Consider the following 16042-nt stretch of genomic DNA (forward strand, 5'->3'; position numbering starts at 1 on the left):
GGCGGCTCCTGGGTACGGGGATGGAAATCAGCGTTCGAGGACGAGCGCGAGGCCTTGGCCCACGCCGATACACAGGGTCGCGACTCCGACTCCCGAGCCCTTGGCAGCGAGTTGGTGGGCGACGGTGCCGGCGAGTCTGGCCCCGGAGGCGCCGAGCGGATGGCCGAGGGCGATGGCGCCGCCTCGGGGATTGAGGATGGCCGGATCGAACTCGGGCCACTCGGCCACACAACCCAGCACCTGAGCAGCGAAGGCCTCGTTCAGTTCGAGGACGGACAGGTCGTCGAACGTCCTGTCTGCCTTGCTGAGGGCGCTGTTGACGGCTTCGACGGGTGCCAGGCCGAAGTAGTGCGGGTCGATCGCCGAGACTCCAGTGGCACTGATGCGGGCCAGGGGTTCACACCCGAGGGCACGCAGGCCCAGCCCGTCGGTCAGCAGCAGGGCGGCGGCCCCGTCGTTGAGCGGTGAGGCGTTGCCCGCGGTCACCGTCCCGTCCTCCGCACGGAAGGACGGCTTGAGCTTGGCCATCGCCGCAAGGGAGGCGTCGGGCCGTACGCACTCGTCGGCTGCGAAGGCCACCGGGTCGCCCTTGCGCTGCGGAACGGAGACCGGCGCGATCTCACGATCGAACAGACCAGACTCCTGGGCCTTGGCGGCCTTCTGGTGGGAGGCGAGGGCGAACTCGTCCTGCTGCTTCCGGCTGATCTTGTGCTTCTCGGCGATGAGTTCCGCCGACTCGCCCAGCGGGACGGTCCACTGCGGGTCCATCTTCGGATTCACCATTCGCCAGCCGAGCGTGGTGGAGTACAACTCGGCGTGGCCGGACGGGAACGGCTTGTCGGACTTGGGGAGCACATACGGCGCCCGCGTCATGGACTCCACTCCACCGGCCACGGCGACGGAGGCGTCGCCGACCGCGATGGCGCGGGCTGCCTGGATCACCGCTTCGAGGCCGGAGGCGCACAGCCGGTTGACGGTCACGCCCGGTACCGAGGTCGGCAGGCCCGCGAGCAGGGCGGCCATGCGGGCGACGTTGCGGTTCTCCTCGCCGGCCCCATTGGCGTTGCCGAAGTACACGTCGTCGATGCGGGCTGGGTCCACCTGCGGAGTGCGGGCGAGGAGTTCGCGTATCACGTGGGCGGCCAGGTCGTCCGGGCGTACGGAAGCGAGCGCGCCGTTGTAGCGGCCGATCGGCGTGCGGACCGCGTCGACGATGTAGACGTCCCGCAGTGTCATGACGAGATCTCCTCATTGATGTGAACCTTGGCGTCGGTCTTGGCCACGATGTCGTCGACCGTCACGCCCGGTGCGGTCTCGACGAGGACGAGTCCGTCGTCGGTGACGTCGAGGACGCCGAGGTCGGTGATGATCCGGTTCACGCACGCCTTGCCGGTCAGCGGCAGCGCGCACTCGGTGAGGATCTTCGGGCTTCCGTCCTTGGCGGTGTGGGTCATGACCACGATGACGGTGCGGGCGCCGTGGACGAGGTCCATCGCCCCGCCGATCCCGGTGACCAGCTTCCCGGGAATCGCCCAGTTGGCCAGGTCGCCCTTCTCCGATACCTGCATCGCGCCCAGCACGGCGACATCGATGTGCCCGCCCCGGATCATGGAGAACGACAGCGCGGAGTCGAAGAAGGAGGAGCCCGGCAGGACGGTGACGGTTTCCTTGCCCGCGTTGATCAGGTCGGGATCGACGGCGTCCTCGGTGGGATAGGGGCCGGTGCCCAGGATGCCGTTCTCCGACTCCAGGACCACCTCGACGCCCGGCGGCAGATGGTTCGGGATCAGCGTCGGCAGGCCGATGCCGAGGTTGACGTACTGGCCGTCCCTCAGTTCGCCCGCGGCCCGCGCGGCCATCTGTTCTCGCGTCCACGCCATCAACTGCTCACCGTCCGCTGCTCGATCTTCTTGTCGGCCACCTGCTCAGGCGTGAGCGCGATCACCCGCTGCACGAAGATCCCGGGGAGGTGCACGGCGTCCGGGTCGATCTCCCCGGGCTCGACCAACTCCTCCACCTCGGCGACCGTGACCCGGCCGGCCATCGCGGCCAGCGGGTTGAAGTTCCGGGAGGACTTGTTGAAGACGAGGTTGCCGTGCCGGTCGCCCTTGGCGGCGCGGACCAGCGCGAAGTCGGTGCGGATGCCCCGCTCCAGGACGTACTCCACGCCGTCGAACTCCCGGACCTCCTTCGGCGGCGAGGCGAGCGCGACCCCGCCCTCGCCGTCGTACCGCCACGGCAGCCCGCCCTCGGCCACCTGCGTGCCCACCCCGGCCGGGGTGTAGAAGGCGGGGATCCCGGCGCCGCCCGCGCGCAGCCGCTCGGCCAGCGTGCCCTGCGGGATCAACTCGACCTCCAGCTCGCCGGACAGGTACTGGCGCGCGAACTCCTTGTTCGCCCCGATGTAGGAGCCGGTGACGCGGGCGATCCGGCCGGCCGCCAGCAGCACCGCGAGGCCGGACTCCATCGCGCCGCAGTTGTTCGACACCACGCTCAGACCGGTCGTCCCGCGCTCGTACAGCGCCTGGATCAGTACGTTCGGCACACCGCTGAGCCCGAATCCACCGACCGCGAGGGACGCGCCGTCCGGCACATCGGCCACCGCCTCCAGGGCAGTGGCGACCACCTTGTCCATCACGCCACGTCCTCAGCGGCAGCCGCCAGGTCGGAGGGGTGCTGCGCCAGAGGCGTGACCTCCACCCTCATGTACGGGAACAGCGGCAGGTTCCACAGGACCCGGTGCAGCGCCTCGTTGTCCGCGACGTCGAAGATGCTGATGTTGGCGTACTGCCCGACGCACCGCCAGATGTGGACCCACTCCCCCGACTTCTGAAGTTCCTGGCAGTAGGCCTTCTCACGGGCCACCAGGTCCGCGCGAACCCCCGGGGCGAGGTCGCGCGGAATCTCAACGTCCATCCGAACCGCGAACAGCACCGTTCATCACGCCTTGTCGAGGACGAAGTCGTAGGTGACCTCGTTGCCACTGCCGTCTGCGGCCGGCTTCGGGTCGAGGATCAGCTCAGGCTTGACGGCCGAGGCGATGTCGTCCTCGACGTGGCTGCCGCCCTGGAAGTACAGCTGGGTGGTGATGAGCTGGTGACCCGGCGCCGAAACCTTCAGGTGCAGGTGGGCGGGGCGCCAGGCATGCCACCCCGCCGCCGCGATGAGCTTGCCGCACGAGCCGTCGGTCGGGATCTGGTACGGCGCCGGCTCGATGGTGTGGATCTTGAAGTTGCCCTGGTCGTCGGCGACGACCGTGCCACGCAGGTTCCACTCCGGCAGGCCGGGCGCAAACTGCGCGTAGTAGCCTTCGTTGTCGGCCTGCCAGATCTCGACGAGCGCTCCTGACAGCGGCGTGCCGTCCACGCTCGTCGCCTGGCCCTGGAAGAGCAGCGGGGTGCCCGCCTCGTTCTCGCGCATCGGCAGGGTCGCCTCGGCGGGCAGGTGCGGTGCGTCGGGGATGTAGTACGGGCCCTCGATGGTGCCCTTGCTGCCTTCGCGGTTCTCGTTCGCGACCTCCTCGACCACGCGTTCCAGCCACACGTCGAGGAAGAGCGGCCACTCACCGTCCTGGCCGACCTGGATCAGCCACGACTTGAGCACGTCGTACTCGGCGTAGGTGACCTTGTGACGGCGGATGATGTCGTGGGCGGCGGAGAGCAGCTCGCTCACCAGGGTGTTGACCCGCTCGGTGGACGTGGCCACGGCCTCGCGCTGCTTGCGGGCGAAGCTCTCGGTGGCGGCGTTCCCGGACGCGGCCGCGGTGGCAGCCTCGGTGGTGATGTCGGTCATGGTGTGTGTCCCTGTTCTGTGTTGAGTTGGGTGATGAAGGGGTTGGTCAGTGGTCCTGGCGGTAACGGGCCAGCTTCTCCGGGTCGATGACGAGACCGAGCCCCGCGCCCTCGCGGACCCGCAGGGTGCCGTCCTCGATGCGGAGGGGATCGGTGAGCAGGTCGTCGCTCATGTCCAGGAAGTTGGACAGCTCGCCGGCGTGGCGTGAGGTATGCCGGTGGGCGGCACCGAAGGCGACCGAGCACAATGTGCCGATCTGGCCGTCGATCTGATTGCCCATCACCACCTCGACGCCGAGGCCCTGGCACTGGCCCAGTACCCGCTGGGAGGTGGTGAAGCCGGTGCGCGCGGTCTTGATGCTGATGGCGGTCGCGGATCCGCCGAGCAGCTCGCGGGTGACCTCGGCCGGCCGGGTCGCGCTCTCGTCGGCGATGAAGGGGATGGTGGTCTGCCTGACCAGCCAGCGCCGCCCCAAGACGTCGTCGGCGGGGCAGAGCTCCTCGGCGAAGGTCAATCCCAGGGGTGCCAACTCCCTTAGGGCCTGGGCCGATTCGGAGGCACTCCACCCGCGATTGCCGTCGATGTAGAGCTCCACTTCGGGGCCCAGGGCCTCGCGCAGGGCCCAGCAGGCGGCGACGTCGTCGGTGTAGGGGTGCCGGCCCACCTTCACCTTGAAGGTGGTGATGCCGTACGTGTCGCGGATCCGTTCCGCCTCCGCCACCATCTCCGCGGCGGGCGCGAAGCCGACCATGTGGCTGACCCGCATGCGGTCGGTGTAGCCGCCGAGCAGTCCGGAAACCGGCAGTCCGGCCGCCTGGCCCAGGACGTCCCAGAGCGCCATGTCGATCGCTGCCTTGGCGGTGGGGTTGCCGACGGTGCGGTCCAGGCGCTCATGGATCACCTCGCGCTCCAGGACCGTCAGCCCCTGGAGCTGTGGTGCGAAGATCTTGCCGATGACGGCGACGATCGACTCCTGGGTCTCGCCGTACGTATACGGGCGGGGCGGCGCTTCGGCCGTGCCGGTCAAGCCCTCGTCGGTGTGCACCCGCACCAGAACGTGGTCGGCGGTGCGCACCTCACCGCTGGCGAATTTCAGCGGCTTCTTGTAGGGAATCGCGAAGGGAATCGCCTCGATACCGACGATTTTCATGTCGTCTCTTCCAGACCTTCCAGAAATATGTCGTTCTTCTCGAGGACCTTCAGCAGATTCCTCAGCAAGGGCGAGTCGTCGTCCTCACGCCAGGCCAGGTCGAGACGCACACTGAGAGCGTTCTCGATGGGCTTGTACAGAACGCCCTCCCGCGGTGCGGAGCGGATGGACTCCGGCAGGACGGCGATGCCGAGGCCGGCGGCCACCAGTGCCAGCACCGTCGAGGTCTCGTTGACCTCGTAGGCGCAGTGTGGGTGGAACCCTGCCGCGAGACAGCCACGGATCACGGCGTCGTTGACGACGGAGCCGAGTGCGGCGCCGTACATGACGAAGTTCTCGTGCCGCAGCTGGGCGAGGCGCACGGTCTCCGCCTCACTCAGCCAGTGCTCTGCGGGAACGGCGAGGACCAGCAGCTCGTCGGCGATGGCGCGGTGAACGATCCCCTCCTGCCGGACAGGGGGCCGCAGGACGCCGATGTCGAGGCGGCGCTCGAGCAGCCCTGTTTCCTGGGCGGGCGTGAGCATCTCGGTGTGCACCTCCAGCGTCACTTGGGGCATTGCGCGTTCCAACAGACGGGCCAATGCGGGCAGTTGGCGATACGAGGCAGAGCCGGTGAGGCCGATCCGCAGCACCCCTTCCGCTCCCGCGGCGAAGCGTCCGACCCTCGCGACGGCGTCGTCGACGCCCTGGAGGATGCGCTCCACGTCACCGCGGAACACCTCGCCGGCGCCGGTCAGGGCGACCTGCCGGGTGGTACGCGTGAACAGCTCCACGCCCAGTTCCGCCTCCAGCTGGCGGATCGCCTGGGAGAGCGGCGGCTGCGCCATGTGCAACCGCTCCGCCGCCCGGCCGAAATGGCACGTGTCGGCGACAGCCGCGAAATAGCGCAGATGCCTGAGCTCCATCGGAATCTCCCTCGATTGCGGCCCAGCGTAGGAACTGAATAACCAGACCCACAAATACCTGATTGCAGGGTATTGATATGCAGCCCATATCAATACCCCCCTGGGTCAACCCTGGGGGAATGCCTGGGGCCGGGCCTTCACCGTCCTGACATGGTGCTGAAAAGCGGCGGACACACGCCGTTGCCGACCGGAAGGCCCGGACGGCGGGACATGATCGGAGGGACGGCGCCCATGGCCGAGGACTACAGCCGCGCGCGGACCATCCTCGAAGACGCCCTCGTGGAGGACCCGGACAACGGTGTGTACCGGGTGCGACGGAACGTCTTCACCGACGAGGAACTCTTCGAGCTGGAGATGAAGCACATCTTCGAGGGGAACTGGGTCTACCTCGCGCACGAGAGCCAGATCCCCGAGGTCGGTGACTACTTCACGACCTATATCGGCCGCCAGCCCGTCGTCATCTCCCGCGACAAGCAGGGCGAGCTGCACTGCCTGATCAACGCGTGCAGCCACCGCGGCGCGATGCTGTGCCGCCGCAAGACCGACAACCGCACCACCTTCACCTGCCCGTTCCACGGCTGGACGTTCAACAACAGCGGCAAGCTGCTGAAGGTGAAGGACCCGCGCGAGGCCGGCTACCCCGAGCAGTTCAACACCGACGGCTCCCACGACCTGAAGAAGGTCGCCCGCTTCGAAAGCTACCGGGGTTTCCTGTTCGGCAGTCTCAACCCGGACGTCAAGCCGCTGCGGGAGCACCTGGGCGACGCCGCCGTCGTGATCGACATGGTCGTCGACCAGTCTCCGGAGGGCCTGGAGGTGCTGAGGGGATCCTCGACGTACCACTACGACGGCAACTGGAAGCTCCAGGCGGAGAACGGCGCCGACGGCTACCACGTCTCCGCCACCCACTGGAACTACGCCGCCACCCAGGCCCGCCGCACGTCCGGCGAGTCGAAGAACGACACCAAGACGATGGACGCGGGCGGCTGGTCCAAGCAGAAGGGCGGCTTCTACTCCTTCGACCACGGCCACCTACTGCTCTGGACCAAGTGGCTCGACCCCGCCAACCGGCCGCTTTTCGAGAAGCGCGACGAGCTGGCGGAGCAGTTCGGGGCGGAGAAGGCCGACTGGATGATCGGCGTGTCCCGGAATCTGTGCCTGTACCCGAACGTGTACCTGATGGACCAGTTCAGCTCGCAGATCCGGCACTTCCGGCCCATCTCCGTCGACAAGACCGAGGTCACCATCTACTGCATCGCCCCCAAGGGCGAGCCGGCCGAGGACCGCGCCCGCCGGATCCGCCAGTACGAGGACTTCTTCAACGCCACCGGCATGGCCACCCCGGACGACCTGGAGGAGTTCCGCTCCTGCCAGAAGACGTACCTGGCCGAGTCCATGCCGTGGAACGACCTCAGCCGCGGTGCCGTGCACCAGATCGACGGTCCGGACGAGGACGCCGAGAAGATCGGCATCAACCCGATCGCGAGCGGGGTGCGCACCGAGGACGAGGGGCTCTACCCCATCCAGCACGGCTACTGGCTCGAGACGCTGCGCAAGGCCCTGGAGGTGGCGAAGTGAGCACGACAATCGACGAGATCACCCTCGAGGACGTCCGGCAGTTCCTCTACCGCGAGGCCCGCTACCTCGACGACCGCGAGTTCGAGAAGTGGCTGGAGTGCTACCACCCGAACGCCGATTTCTGGATGCCGGCCTGGGCGGACGACGACGAGCTCACCCGCGACCCGCAGCGCGAGATCTCGCTGGCCTACTACCCGACCCGGGCCGGCCTGGAGGACCGCGTCTTCCGCATCCGCACCGACCGCTCCAGCGCCACGAGCCTGCCCGAGCCGCGCACCGGCCACAACATCACCAACGTCGAGATCACCGGCCGGTACGGCGAGTTGGTGGAAGTGCGCTTCAACTGGTTCACGCTCTACTACCGCTACCAGACGACCGACACGTACTTCGGCACCTCCTTCTACCAGCTCGACGTCTCCGGTCCGGAGCCGCTGATCACCAGCAAGAAGGTCGTCCTGAAGAACGACTACGTGCACCACGTCGTCGACATCTACCACGTCTGAAATGAGCACCCGCATGTCCTTCCAGGTCGCCCTGAACTTCGAGGACGGCATCACCCGGTTCATCGAGTGCCGTCCGGACGAGACCGTCGCCGAAGCCTCCTACAAAGCGCGCATCAACATTCCCCTCGACTGTCGCGACGGCGCCTGCGGCACCTGCAAGTCGCTGTGCGAGTCCGGCAGTTACGACGGCGGCGACTACATCGACGAGGCACTGAGCGAAGACGAGGCGGCGAGCGGCTACTGCCTGCCCTGCCAGATGACCCCGCAGAGCGACCTCGTGCTGCGCATCCCCTCGTCCTCGGCGGCGGCGAAGACCGGCGCGGCCACCCACACGGCCACGGTCGCCGCCATCAAGCGCCACTCCCCCACCACGGTCGAGTTCGCGCTCGACGTCGCCGGCCGGGACGCGCTCGACTTCCTGCCCGGCCAGTACATCAACATCGCCGTACCCGGCACGGACCAGAGCCGCTCGTACTCCTTCAGCTCGGGGCCCGCTCAGCTGCAGAACTCGTTCCTGGTGCGGATCGTCGACGGCGGTGCGATGTCCAGCTACCTCACCCAGCGAGCCCGCGTCGGCGACCGGCTGGAGTTCACCGGCCCCATGGGCAGCTTCTACCTGCGCGCCGTCACCCGGCCCGCCCTGCTGCTGGCGGGCGGCACCGGCCTGGCGCCCCTGCTGTCGATGCTGGAGGACATGGCCCAGAAGCCGCCCGCGCACCCGGTCCACCTGCTCTACGGCGTCACCACCGATCTGGACCTCGTCCACCTGGACACCCTCGAGGACTACGCGGAGGTCATCCCCGGCTTCACCTTCGACCACTGCGTGGCCGACCCCGACAGCACAGCCCGCAACAAGGGCTTCGTCACCGGCCTGATCGACTCCTCGACGCTGCACGACGGCGACGTGGACGTCTACCTGTGCGGCCCGCCCGCAATGGTGGAAGCCGTACGCGGCCACATCGCATCCCTCGGCGTGAACCCGGCGAGCTTCCACTACGAGAAGTTCACCCCGGCCGCCGTACGACAGACGGCGGAGGCGGCGTGAGCGTCCACATCGACCGGTTCTCCGGGAAGAAGGTAGTGGTCACCGGCGCGGCCCAGGGCATCGGGCTCGCCGTGGCCAGCCGCCTGGCCGCCGAGTCGGCCGAGCTCACGCTGGTCGACCGGTCCGAACTTGTACACGACGTCGCCGCCGAGCTCGGCGCGCACTCCGTGACCGCCGACCTGGAGTCCTACGCGGGAGCGGAGGCGGCCGTCGCCGCCGCCCGGAAGCGGCACGGCCGGATCGACGTCCTGGTGAACAACGTGGGCGGCGCCATCAATTTCAAGCCGTTCACCGAGTTCACCGCCGAGGAGATCCAGGCCGAGATCACCCGCTCGCTGCTGACCACTCTGTGGTCCTGCCGAGCGGTGCTGCCGGCCATGACGGAACAGGGACAGGGCGTGATCGTCAACGTCTCCTCGTGCGCGACCCGCGGCATCCACCGCATTCCCTACTCCGCGGCCAAGGGCGGCATCAACGCGCTCACCGCCGCGCTCGCCTTCGAGTACGCCGACTCCGGGATCCGCGTGGTCGCGACGGCACCGGGCGGCACCGAGGCACCTCCGCGCAAGATCTCCCGTGGCACACCGACGCCGCGTACCGCCCAGGAGAAGGACTGGTTCCAGGCCCACATCGACCAGACCCTCGCCTCCTCGCTGCTGAAGCGTTACGGCACGCTCGACGAGCAGGCCGCCGCGATCTGCTTCCTCGCCTCCGACGAAGCGTCCTACATCACTGGCACGGTGCTGCCGGTCGCCGGCGGGGATCAGGGCTGAAGCATGACCACTGACCTGACCGGACGGTCGCGAACCCAAGCACGTCGCCAGCGCAAGGCCCTGCGGTGGATCGTGGGCTTCGCCGCGGTGGCCGTGCTCTTCGACGGATACGCCCTGCTCGTCTACGGCGCCGTCGTGCCCACCCTGCTCCGCGATCCCGGTCAGATCGGTGCACTCACGCCCGGCCAGGCCGGAGCTGTCGGCTCCTACGCCCTGATGGGCGCTCTGGTCGGTGCCCTGGCCGCGGGCGCCGTAGGCGACCGGGTCGGGCGGCGTCGCATGATGCTGGCCAACCTCGCCTGGTTCTCACTCGGCATGGGTCTGACTTCAGTCGTCACCAGCGTCACCGCCTTCGGCCTCCTGCGCTTCTTCACCGGCATCGGAGCCGGGGCAGTAATGTCCACCGTCGGCGCCCTGATAGCCGAGTTCTCTCCCCCGGACCGCCGCAATTTCTACAACGCCATCGTGTACAGCGGCGTCCCCGGCGGCGGCGTCATGGCGGCCTTGCTGGCGATACTCACCTCCGACGCGATCGGCTGGCGCGGACTGTTCCTCATCGGAGCCCTGCCGCTCGTTCTCGTACTGCCCGTGGCCGCGCTGCGGCTGCCTGAATCCCCCAGGTGGCTGCTGGCCCGCGGCCACGCGGACAAGGCCCACGAGGTCGCCCGGCAAACCGGCACCAGCTTGCCGGCCCCCACCGTCGCCACTGCGGCCCCCCACGACAGCCAGGCCAGGGAAAGAATCGGCTTCGCGGCCCTCGCGACCCGGCGCTACGCGCGCGTCACCGTGCTCCTGGGCTTCATGAGCTTCTCCGCCGTGGCCTTGATCTACGGTCTGAACACCTGGCTGCCCGAGATCATGGGCCGCGGTGGTCACGGCAAGGCGTACGCATTCGCCTTTCTGCTCGCTCTCAACGGTGGCGCCATCATCGGCGGCATGATCGCTTCACGCTGCGCCGACCGGTTCGGCCCTCAGCGGGCGATCGGTACGACGTTCGCCCTGGCCGCCGTCTCGCTCGTCCTACTGACGCTTGCACCACCCACGGCCGTGATGCTTGGCCTCGTCGCCGTGGCGGGGGTCGGGGGCTCCGGCACGCAGGTCCTCATCCTCGGGTTCGCCTCGAACTCCTACGACACCCTGGCCCGCGCTGCGGGCCTCGCCTGGTGCGACGGGTTCGGCCGCCTCGGCGGCATCCTCGGCCCACTCGCCGGCGGTGCGCTGGTGGGCGCCGGAGTTCCGTCCCTCTACACCTTCTACCTGTTCGCGGGCGTCGGACTCCTCGGAGTGCTCGTGACCGCCTTCGCCTCCCGAAGCGATGCCGCACCCACCGCTGCCGAGCAGCCCGTCCTCTGACGTTGACCGCCTGGCTGATTCAGTCCTGTGCTGAGACGATGCCCCAGGAGGGGTCCTCCCGGAAACGCGCGGCAAGTTCGCTGCCGGACCGGATGCCGAGCTCTGCGCAGATGTGCGTCAGGTGGTACTGCACGGTCTTGGCGGAGATGAACAGCTCCATGGCGGTCTCCTGGTTGCTCGCCCCTCCCGCGGCGCGTAGACGCGCAACTCGGGGTCCACGGCGGCGAGCGACTCCTCTCCCATCCGGCAGTTGCCGACCTGGTGGTGATACGTGGCGACGGCCCGGCGCGCGTACGCGCGCAGGTCGTCGCGGGTACGGGCCTCGGGTCCCGGTGCCAACTCGGCTGTGCGCCATGCGCCGAAGGTCGCCTGGCCGCCGATCTCGCGGCACAGTTCCACCGCGTCGACCACTGCTTCGAGGTCGTACCGCTCGGCGAGCACGTTCGGGTCGAGCAGCGGGGCCGCTTCCGGGTCGGCCGAGGACAGACGCAGTGTGCCCCGCGAGAGCGGCCGGACGAACCCGCTCGTCACAGGTACTCGCCAAACCGTGCACTGAGGTTCGTAGACGGGGTCAACCGCTCCTGGCGGGATGAGGAGTTGGAGCGGGCCATCGAGGGCCAGGGCATAGCGCCTTCTCCAGGGAAGCCCACTGGCGCCGGTATGAGCCGCGCTTCGCTCCTACGTCATCCGACCTGATCGAAGCCCGCTTCCACGGGCGTGACCCTGGAGCGGTTCCAGTCCCCAAGCGGCCGCTCGAGCGGCGGCCGCGGCACGATTGGGGAGGTCCAGTTTGGCCAGGATGTGCTCGATGTGCGTTGCGACCGTGCGTACTGCGATCGACAGACGGCCGGCGATCTCGCGGTTTGTGAGGCCGCGGGTCAGTTCGGCCATGACCTGCAGTTCGCGGAGAGACAGCCCACCAGGACGGCCGCACGGCCGGCAGAAGGCTTGGGTCGTGGTCCCGGTCCGGATCAGACGCACTTCGATCAGCTGCTGCGCGTGGATCACGAGGATCGTTGTCGGCAGCGGCCGAGACCGGGCCGTGGTGCGGATGAGATCGCTCAGCAAGGACCCGTCGACCCCGAGGTGCCGTCGCAGACCGCCGTTGACGGACAGGTACGGCGCACCCGGGGAATCGGGAACGGTCATGGCCCAGCCGCCGTCACCTGGTTCGGACGGCTGATCGTAGGCGTCATTCTTTCGTAGGGGGTCCGCCACGGCGGCAAGGGAGTCAGTGAGCATGGCCACCACGGGGCGGACCGGGAGGAGGTGGTCGAGCGGTCGGGTCATTCCGATGTTGAGGACCCCGACGTAGCGGCCGTCCGTGGTGAACAGGCACTGGGTGGTGCCCTCGCTGAAGCCCGACGGTTCGACGATGTCGCGCACGACAGACGACATGCGCCGCAGCTGCCGCGGCATGTCGGACAGCCAAAGAGCCTCGCGCGTGCGCTGGATGCGCGCGAAGACGGGATCCCGGTGCAACTCGGTCTCGATGATTCCGGCTGTGGCACGCGGCATGGCGTCCGTGAGATTGATGTGACGGCCGGCGGCCTCGTCCCACCTGGACAGGCCGGCCACCTCGAAGGGGACGAGGTCCGCAAGAGCTGCGAGGACCGCGTCGAGGGTCGCCGTGCCGCGCGCGGCACGCATTGCGGCTTCGCGCACCGCCAAGGCCCTGTCCATCAGCCGGGCAGTGCTGCCAGGAGCCTCCGCCATGCGCTGAGCATAGGTCACGGGTGCCTCGCCTTCCGTGGCGGAAGCCACACGACCACGGTTGCGCAGGCATCCGGCGGCAGCCCCGCCCAAGGGAGCTGCCGCCAGATCCTCAGCCCCGGGGAGCTGGGTCTATCGGGGTGGTGAGACCAGACCGCCGCTCGATGACCTCGGCGGCCTGGAGCAGCGACTCCTCGTCGAAGGCGCGGCCGATGAGCTGGACGCCCAGAGGCGCGCCGCCATCACGGACCGCTCCGATGCCGAGCCCCGGCAGGCCGAGGAGCGGCGCCGCTGTGTTCGCCCACTGATGAGAGAGAAGCTCACGACACCGGTCCACCGAGACAAGGTCCTCTCCGTGAGCGAAAGCGGGCTCTCCGGAGTTCGGCACGAGCAGGATCGGGAACTTCGCCATGAACTCGGAGAGCTGCCTGCGCAGCAGGTGGCGCCGGCTCCAGCCGCCCACGAACTCCGCGAACGAGACCTCGCCGAAGGCGTCGGCAGCGGCCTCGGTCAGCAGCTGGAAGAAACGGCCGATCTGAGCCTCTTGCACACGATGGACCTCGCTGGTGAGACCGAGGACCTGCATCTCGGTCAGCACCAGTTTCCACCACAGGGAAGCCGCCTCACCCAGGAGAGGGAGGGACACCTCTTCCACCTCGTAGCCGGCCTCGGCGAGCCATCTGCCCGCCACCCGCACCGCGTCATCCGTCTCGGGCCGGCCCGGGCCTGCGAAGGAATGACGGCCCGGATCGGTCACGATCGCCACTCTCTTCGGCGCCTGGCCGGCGTCGTATCTCGGGGCGTCGAAGGGTACGGCGATGGGGTCTCGAGGATCCGGAGCCTGCATGACGCGGAGTGCCAGGCGTACGTCGCCGACGGTCCTGGCGATCGGGCCCTCCACTGCGAATCCGGCGTAGGACAGCGGCATGCCGGACCCTGGAGGGGCGTGCCAGACCGGCACACGGCCGACGGTGGGACGCAGGCCGACAACGCCGCATACCGCCGCCGGGTAACGGATCGACCCGGCTATGTCGTTACCGTGGGCGATCGGGACGACGCCAGTGGCGACTGCCACCGCCGCGCCACCGCTCGATCCACCGGGAGTGACCCCGCTGTCCCACGGGTTGCGGGTGCGCCCCCAGTGCTCACTCTCCGTACACCACCGAAACGAGAACGACGGGACATTGGTCCGTCCGACGGAGATCGCGCCCGCCGCCTGCAGATTCGAGAGCACCGGCGCCGTCTCAGGGGCGGGGTGACGCAGGTAGTCCGCCACGCCGTCAGGCGTGGGCTGCCCTTTCACGTCGGTGTTCAGTTTGAAGGCGACCGGCACTCCGGACAGTGGGCCGACGGCGTCGCCGCGTGCGATCGCGGCGTCGGTCTGCTGTGCCTTGTCCAGTGCGTCCTCGGCGACCTCGCCGAAGGCGTTGGAGACGTGGTTGGTCGCCTCCAGCCGTGCTAGGGCCGCCGTGACGGCTTCGACGGCCGAGATCTCACCGTTCTTGATACATCGCGCGGTCCGCTCCGCGGACCAATGCCACAGTTCCTCGCTCATGTCCCAGCTCTCCTGAAACCCGAGGGCGGGCAGTGGTGCGGCGTCACGCAGGGATGCCGAACGGGCTGTCGACGGAGTACAGCCAGGAACCGTCCGTCTGACGGCGCGCGACCTCGACGGTGGTCCCGCTCAGCGACAGGGGATTGCCCGCAGGATCGCTGCCCTCCAGCGACCAGTGCCCGTGCATGAGCGCGACACCGTTCGCCTCGACGGCGAAGGCCGGGGTGAGGTCGAACTTCTGCGCGACGCTGAGCAGTCCGCCGAGGGCCTCCCGAATCCCTGCGGTTCCGACCGCTGTCTCACCGCTCTGCGAAACGAACACCGCGCTGTCCTCGTAAAGCGACAGCAACCCTTCGAGGTCCTTGGCCAGGAAGAGTTCGAGGAACCGGCTCTGCAGTTCCTGGGGGGTTGATGCGGTCATGCTTCCTCCTTGCTACGGGGCGCCACTCGGGCGTGCCGTGACAGTAGGGCGCCCCCCTTGCGTGCCACATCGGCAGAACGACCGATGGGCGGTCAGGTCCGCGGCCGGCGTCGCCGCGGTGGGCCCTGCGCCCCTCCATCGAGAGGTCCCGACAGAATGCGTCGTTTGTAGTGCGGCCGGTGCCTTCGCTGCTTGGTGTCGAGGCGTCCTAGGCTTGTTGCATGCGATCAGCGTGGGGATTGGTCATGGGTGGGGCCGCTGCCCTGGTCTGGGGCGAGTGTTTGAACCGGCGCTGGTCTCGAACGCTCGTCGGGAACGGTGCCGGCGCTTCCGAGGCCGTGGTTGTGCTGGGCTACCGCAATCCGCGTGCGGCGATCAACGTCATCAACCGGTGGCGAGTCCGTGCTGGGCTCCGATCCATCGCCTCCGACAAGGCACGCGACACCCGGGTGATCTTCAGTGGCGGTGCGACCGGTAGCGGTCCTGCGGAGGCCCAGCTGATGGCCGACTACGCGAAGTCTGTGCTCAAGTTCGGAGGCCACGTGCTCATCGAAGATCAGAGCAGGACCACGTGGGAGAACGTGACAAACGTGATCCCACTACTCGAAGGCGTCGACCGCATCAAGATCGCCTCCCAACCAGCTCACGCACTCAAGGCCCGCGCGTACTTGCACCGGCAACGCCCTGATCTTGCAAAGCGACTCGTGGTCGCGGATGACTATCGCCCCGGCGAGTGGGCAGTTCTCAAACCGCTGCTGGCTCTGTACGGACTGTGGACGCTTCGCGGTCTCCAGGCCGAGGAACGAAAGGTCTCGCTCTAGCCGGCCGCTGTCGCGCCAGCGTCCGCGCGCTCCACGAGATCGTCGCGTTCGGCACGTGTCTCGACATCGGCGCGAGCGTCCACCTGAGGGCGCACCGCAGCGGCCCGACCCCCTGCTGCGACAATGAGCGCGTGACCCGCGCATCCCTGGACAAGCAACAGCACGAAGTCGCCTCGATGTTCGACGACGTGGCGGAACGGTACGACCTGACCAACGACGTGCTGTCCCTCGGCCAGGCTCGGCTGTGGCGCAAGGAGGTGGCGAAAGCCGTCGACGCGCGCCCCGCGCAGAAGGTCCTGGACCTCGCGGCCGGTACGGCCAGCTCCTCGCTGCCCTTCGCGCGGACCGGCGCGTACGTGGTCCCCTGTGACTTCTCGCTGGGGATGCTCCAGGTCGGCAAGAAGAAGCACACGTGGCTGCCGTTCACGGCGGG

19 protein-coding genes are annotated in these 16042 nt (G+C 68.5%); 7 read left to right on the forward strand and 12 right to left on the reverse strand.

The genetic code is table 11. The features are described from left to right. Nucleotides 1-27 precede the first annotated feature (27 nt). From BEK98_RS00320 to BEK98_RS00350, 7 genes are read right to left on the reverse strand one after another with little or no spacing between them, the layout of a single operon-like run. On the reverse strand, nucleotides 28-1230 hold the full coding sequence (locus BEK98_RS00320; protein ID WP_094214331.1) for a thiolase family protein: 1203 nt from the start codon (nucleotides 1228-1230) through the stop codon (nucleotides 28-30). A gap of 2 nt (nucleotides 1231-1232) precedes the next feature. Beyond that, nucleotides 1233-1880, reverse strand: a complete 648-nt coding sequence (locus tag BEK98_RS00325) for a CoA transferase subunit B (RefSeq protein ID WP_094214269.1) — start codon at nucleotides 1878-1880, stop codon at nucleotides 1233-1235. Continuing rightward, nucleotides 1880-2635, reverse strand: a complete 756-nt coding sequence (locus BEK98_RS00330; RefSeq protein WP_094214270.1) for a CoA transferase subunit A — start codon at nucleotides 2633-2635, stop codon at nucleotides 1880-1882. The genes BEK98_RS00325 and BEK98_RS00330 overlap by 1 nt, the downstream gene beginning before the upstream one ends. Further along, a complete protein-coding gene (catC, locus tag BEK98_RS00335) occupies nucleotides 2635-2934 on the reverse strand; it encodes a muconolactone Delta-isomerase (RefSeq protein WP_167444059.1) in 300 nt (99 codons plus the stop codon). The genes BEK98_RS00330 and catC overlap by 1 nt, the downstream gene beginning before the upstream one ends. A gap of 6 nt (nucleotides 2935-2940) precedes the next feature. Continuing rightward, entirely contained in the window at nucleotides 2941-3792 is an 852-nt protein-coding gene (gene catA / locus BEK98_RS00340) for a catechol 1,2-dioxygenase (protein ID WP_094214271.1), read from the reverse strand. A gap of 46 nt (nucleotides 3793-3838) precedes the next feature. After that, nucleotides 3839-4942, reverse strand: a complete 1104-nt coding sequence (locus BEK98_RS00345) for a mandelate racemase/muconate lactonizing enzyme family protein (protein WP_094214272.1) — start codon at nucleotides 4940-4942, stop codon at nucleotides 3839-3841. Then, nucleotides 4939-5847 carry a LysR substrate-binding domain-containing protein gene (locus tag BEK98_RS00350; RefSeq protein WP_094214273.1) on the reverse strand — a complete coding sequence of 303 codons (909 nt, stop codon included), beginning with the start codon at nucleotides 5845-5847 and terminating at the stop codon, nucleotides 4939-4941. Before BEK98_RS00350 ends, BEK98_RS00345 begins: the two co-directional genes overlap by 4 nt. Nucleotides 5848-6078: 231 nt before the next feature. On the opposite strand from BEK98_RS00350, the gene benA reads away from it, so the two are divergent. The 5 genes from benA to BEK98_RS00375 are packed head-to-tail and all read left to right on the forward strand — an operon-like array spanning nucleotide 6079 to nucleotide 11099. After that, a complete protein-coding gene (benA, locus tag BEK98_RS00355; RefSeq protein ID WP_094214274.1) occupies nucleotides 6079-7425 on the forward strand; it encodes a benzoate 1,2-dioxygenase large subunit in 1347 nt (448 codons plus the stop codon). Then, nucleotides 7422-7928, forward strand: a complete 507-nt coding sequence (gene benB / locus BEK98_RS00360; RefSeq protein ID WP_094214275.1) for a benzoate 1,2-dioxygenase small subunit — start codon at nucleotides 7422-7424, stop codon at nucleotides 7926-7928. Before benA ends, benB begins: the two co-directional genes overlap by 4 nt. 1 nt (nucleotide 7929) lies before the next feature. Beyond that, nucleotides 7930-8973 (forward strand): benzoate 1,2-dioxygenase electron transfer component BenC, encoded by a 1044-nt coding sequence (gene benC / locus BEK98_RS00365; RefSeq protein WP_244201674.1) that lies wholly within the window; start codon nucleotides 7930-7932, stop codon nucleotides 8971-8973. Next, on the forward strand, nucleotides 8970-9746 hold the full coding sequence (benD, locus tag BEK98_RS00370; RefSeq protein WP_094214277.1) for a benzoate diol dehydrogenase BenD: 777 nt from the start codon (nucleotides 8970-8972) through the stop codon (nucleotides 9744-9746). The genes benC and benD overlap by 4 nt, the downstream gene beginning before the upstream one ends. A 3-nt stretch (nucleotides 9747-9749) precedes the next feature. Then, nucleotides 9750-11099 carry an MFS transporter gene (locus tag BEK98_RS00375; protein WP_094214278.1) on the forward strand — a complete coding sequence of 450 codons (1350 nt, stop codon included), beginning with the start codon at nucleotides 9750-9752 and terminating at the stop codon, nucleotides 11097-11099. A gap of 19 nt (nucleotides 11100-11118) precedes the next feature. Here BEK98_RS00375 and BEK98_RS49500 read toward each other — a convergent pair whose 3' ends face one another. The 5 genes from BEK98_RS49500 to BEK98_RS00400 form a co-directional block, all read right to left on the reverse strand. Beyond that, nucleotides 11119-11259: a LuxR C-terminal-related transcriptional regulator gene (locus tag BEK98_RS49500; RefSeq protein WP_208642960.1), complete on the reverse strand. Its 141-nt coding sequence runs from the start codon at nucleotides 11257-11259 to the stop codon at nucleotides 11119-11121. Beyond that, nucleotides 11217-11630 carry a GMC oxidoreductase gene (locus tag BEK98_RS49505; protein WP_094214279.1) on the reverse strand — a complete coding sequence of 138 codons (414 nt, stop codon included), beginning with the start codon at nucleotides 11628-11630 and terminating at the stop codon, nucleotides 11217-11219. Before BEK98_RS49505 ends, BEK98_RS49500 begins: the two co-directional genes overlap by 43 nt. Nucleotides 11631-11777: 147 nt before the next feature. Then, nucleotides 11778-12833, reverse strand: a complete 1056-nt coding sequence (locus tag BEK98_RS00390; RefSeq protein WP_244201675.1) for a helix-turn-helix transcriptional regulator — start codon at nucleotides 12831-12833, stop codon at nucleotides 11778-11780. 91 nt (nucleotides 12834-12924) lie between these two features. Next, nucleotides 12925-14367: an amidase gene (locus tag BEK98_RS00395; RefSeq protein ID WP_094214280.1), complete on the reverse strand. Its 1443-nt coding sequence runs from the start codon at nucleotides 14365-14367 to the stop codon at nucleotides 12925-12927. Between the two features lie 43 nt (nucleotides 14368-14410). Then, entirely contained in the window at nucleotides 14411-14788 is a 378-nt protein-coding gene (locus BEK98_RS00400; RefSeq protein WP_094214281.1) for a YybH family protein, read from the reverse strand. A 221-nt stretch (nucleotides 14789-15009) separates the two neighbouring features. On the opposite strand from BEK98_RS00400, the gene BEK98_RS00405 reads away from it, so the two are divergent. After that, complete coding sequence (locus BEK98_RS00405; protein WP_094214282.1) at nucleotides 15010-15609, forward strand: YdcF family protein; 600 nt, start codon at nucleotides 15010-15012, stop codon at nucleotides 15607-15609. A gap of 131 nt (nucleotides 15610-15740) precedes the next feature. Continuing rightward, the coding region (locus BEK98_RS49750) for a class I SAM-dependent methyltransferase (RefSeq protein ID WP_244201688.1) at nucleotides 15741-16042 on the forward strand (302 nt) is incomplete at its 3' end.

The organism is Streptomyces diastatochromogenes, from assembly GCF_002242805.1.
Taxonomy (GTDB): Bacteria; Actinomycetota; Actinomycetes; order Streptomycetales; family Streptomycetaceae; genus Streptomyces; species Streptomyces diastatochromogenes.

What these genes read in the sequence shown, in the direction of transcription:
- BEK98_RS00325 (WP_094214269.1), bottom strand. Translation starts at nt 1,880, where the DNA reads ATGGCGTGGACGCGAGAACAGATGGCCGCGCGGGCCGCGGGCGAACTG.
- BEK98_RS00330 (WP_094214270.1), bottom strand. Translation starts at nt 2,635, where the DNA reads ATGGACAAGGTGGTCGCCACTGCCCTGGAGGCGGTGGCCGATGTGCCG.
- catA (WP_094214271.1), bottom strand. Translation starts at nt 3,792, where the DNA reads ATGACCGACATCACCACCGAGGCTGCCACCGCGGCCGCGTCCGGGAAC.
- BEK98_RS00345 (WP_094214272.1), bottom strand. Translation starts at nt 4,942, where the DNA reads ATGAAAATCGTCGGTATCGAGGCGATTCCCTTCGCGATTCCCTACAAG.
- BEK98_RS00350 (WP_094214273.1), bottom strand. Translation starts at nt 5,847, where the DNA reads ATGGAGCTCAGGCATCTGCGCTATTTCGCGGCTGTCGCCGACACGTGC.
- benA (WP_094214274.1), top strand. Translation starts at nt 6,079, where the DNA reads ATGGCCGAGGACTACAGCCGCGCGCGGACCATCCTCGAAGACGCCCTC.
- benC (WP_244201674.1), top strand. Translation starts at nt 7,930, where the DNA reads ATGAGCACCCGCATGTCCTTCCAGGTCGCCCTGAACTTCGAGGACGGC.
- BEK98_RS00375 (WP_094214278.1), top strand. Translation starts at nt 9,750, where the DNA reads ATGACCACTGACCTGACCGGACGGTCGCGAACCCAAGCACGTCGCCAG.
- BEK98_RS49500 (WP_208642960.1), bottom strand. Translation starts at nt 11,259, where the DNA reads ATGGAGCTGTTCATCTCCGCCAAGACCGTGCAGTACCACCTGACGCAC.
- BEK98_RS00395 (WP_094214280.1), bottom strand. Translation starts at nt 14,367, where the DNA reads ATGAGCGAGGAACTGTGGCATTGGTCCGCGGAGCGGACCGCGCGATGT.
- BEK98_RS00400 (WP_094214281.1), bottom strand. Translation starts at nt 14,788, where the DNA reads ATGACCGCATCAACCCCCCAGGAACTGCAGAGCCGGTTCCTCGAACTC.
- BEK98_RS00405 (WP_094214282.1), top strand. Translation starts at nt 15,010, where the DNA reads ATGCGATCAGCGTGGGGATTGGTCATGGGTGGGGCCGCTGCCCTGGTC.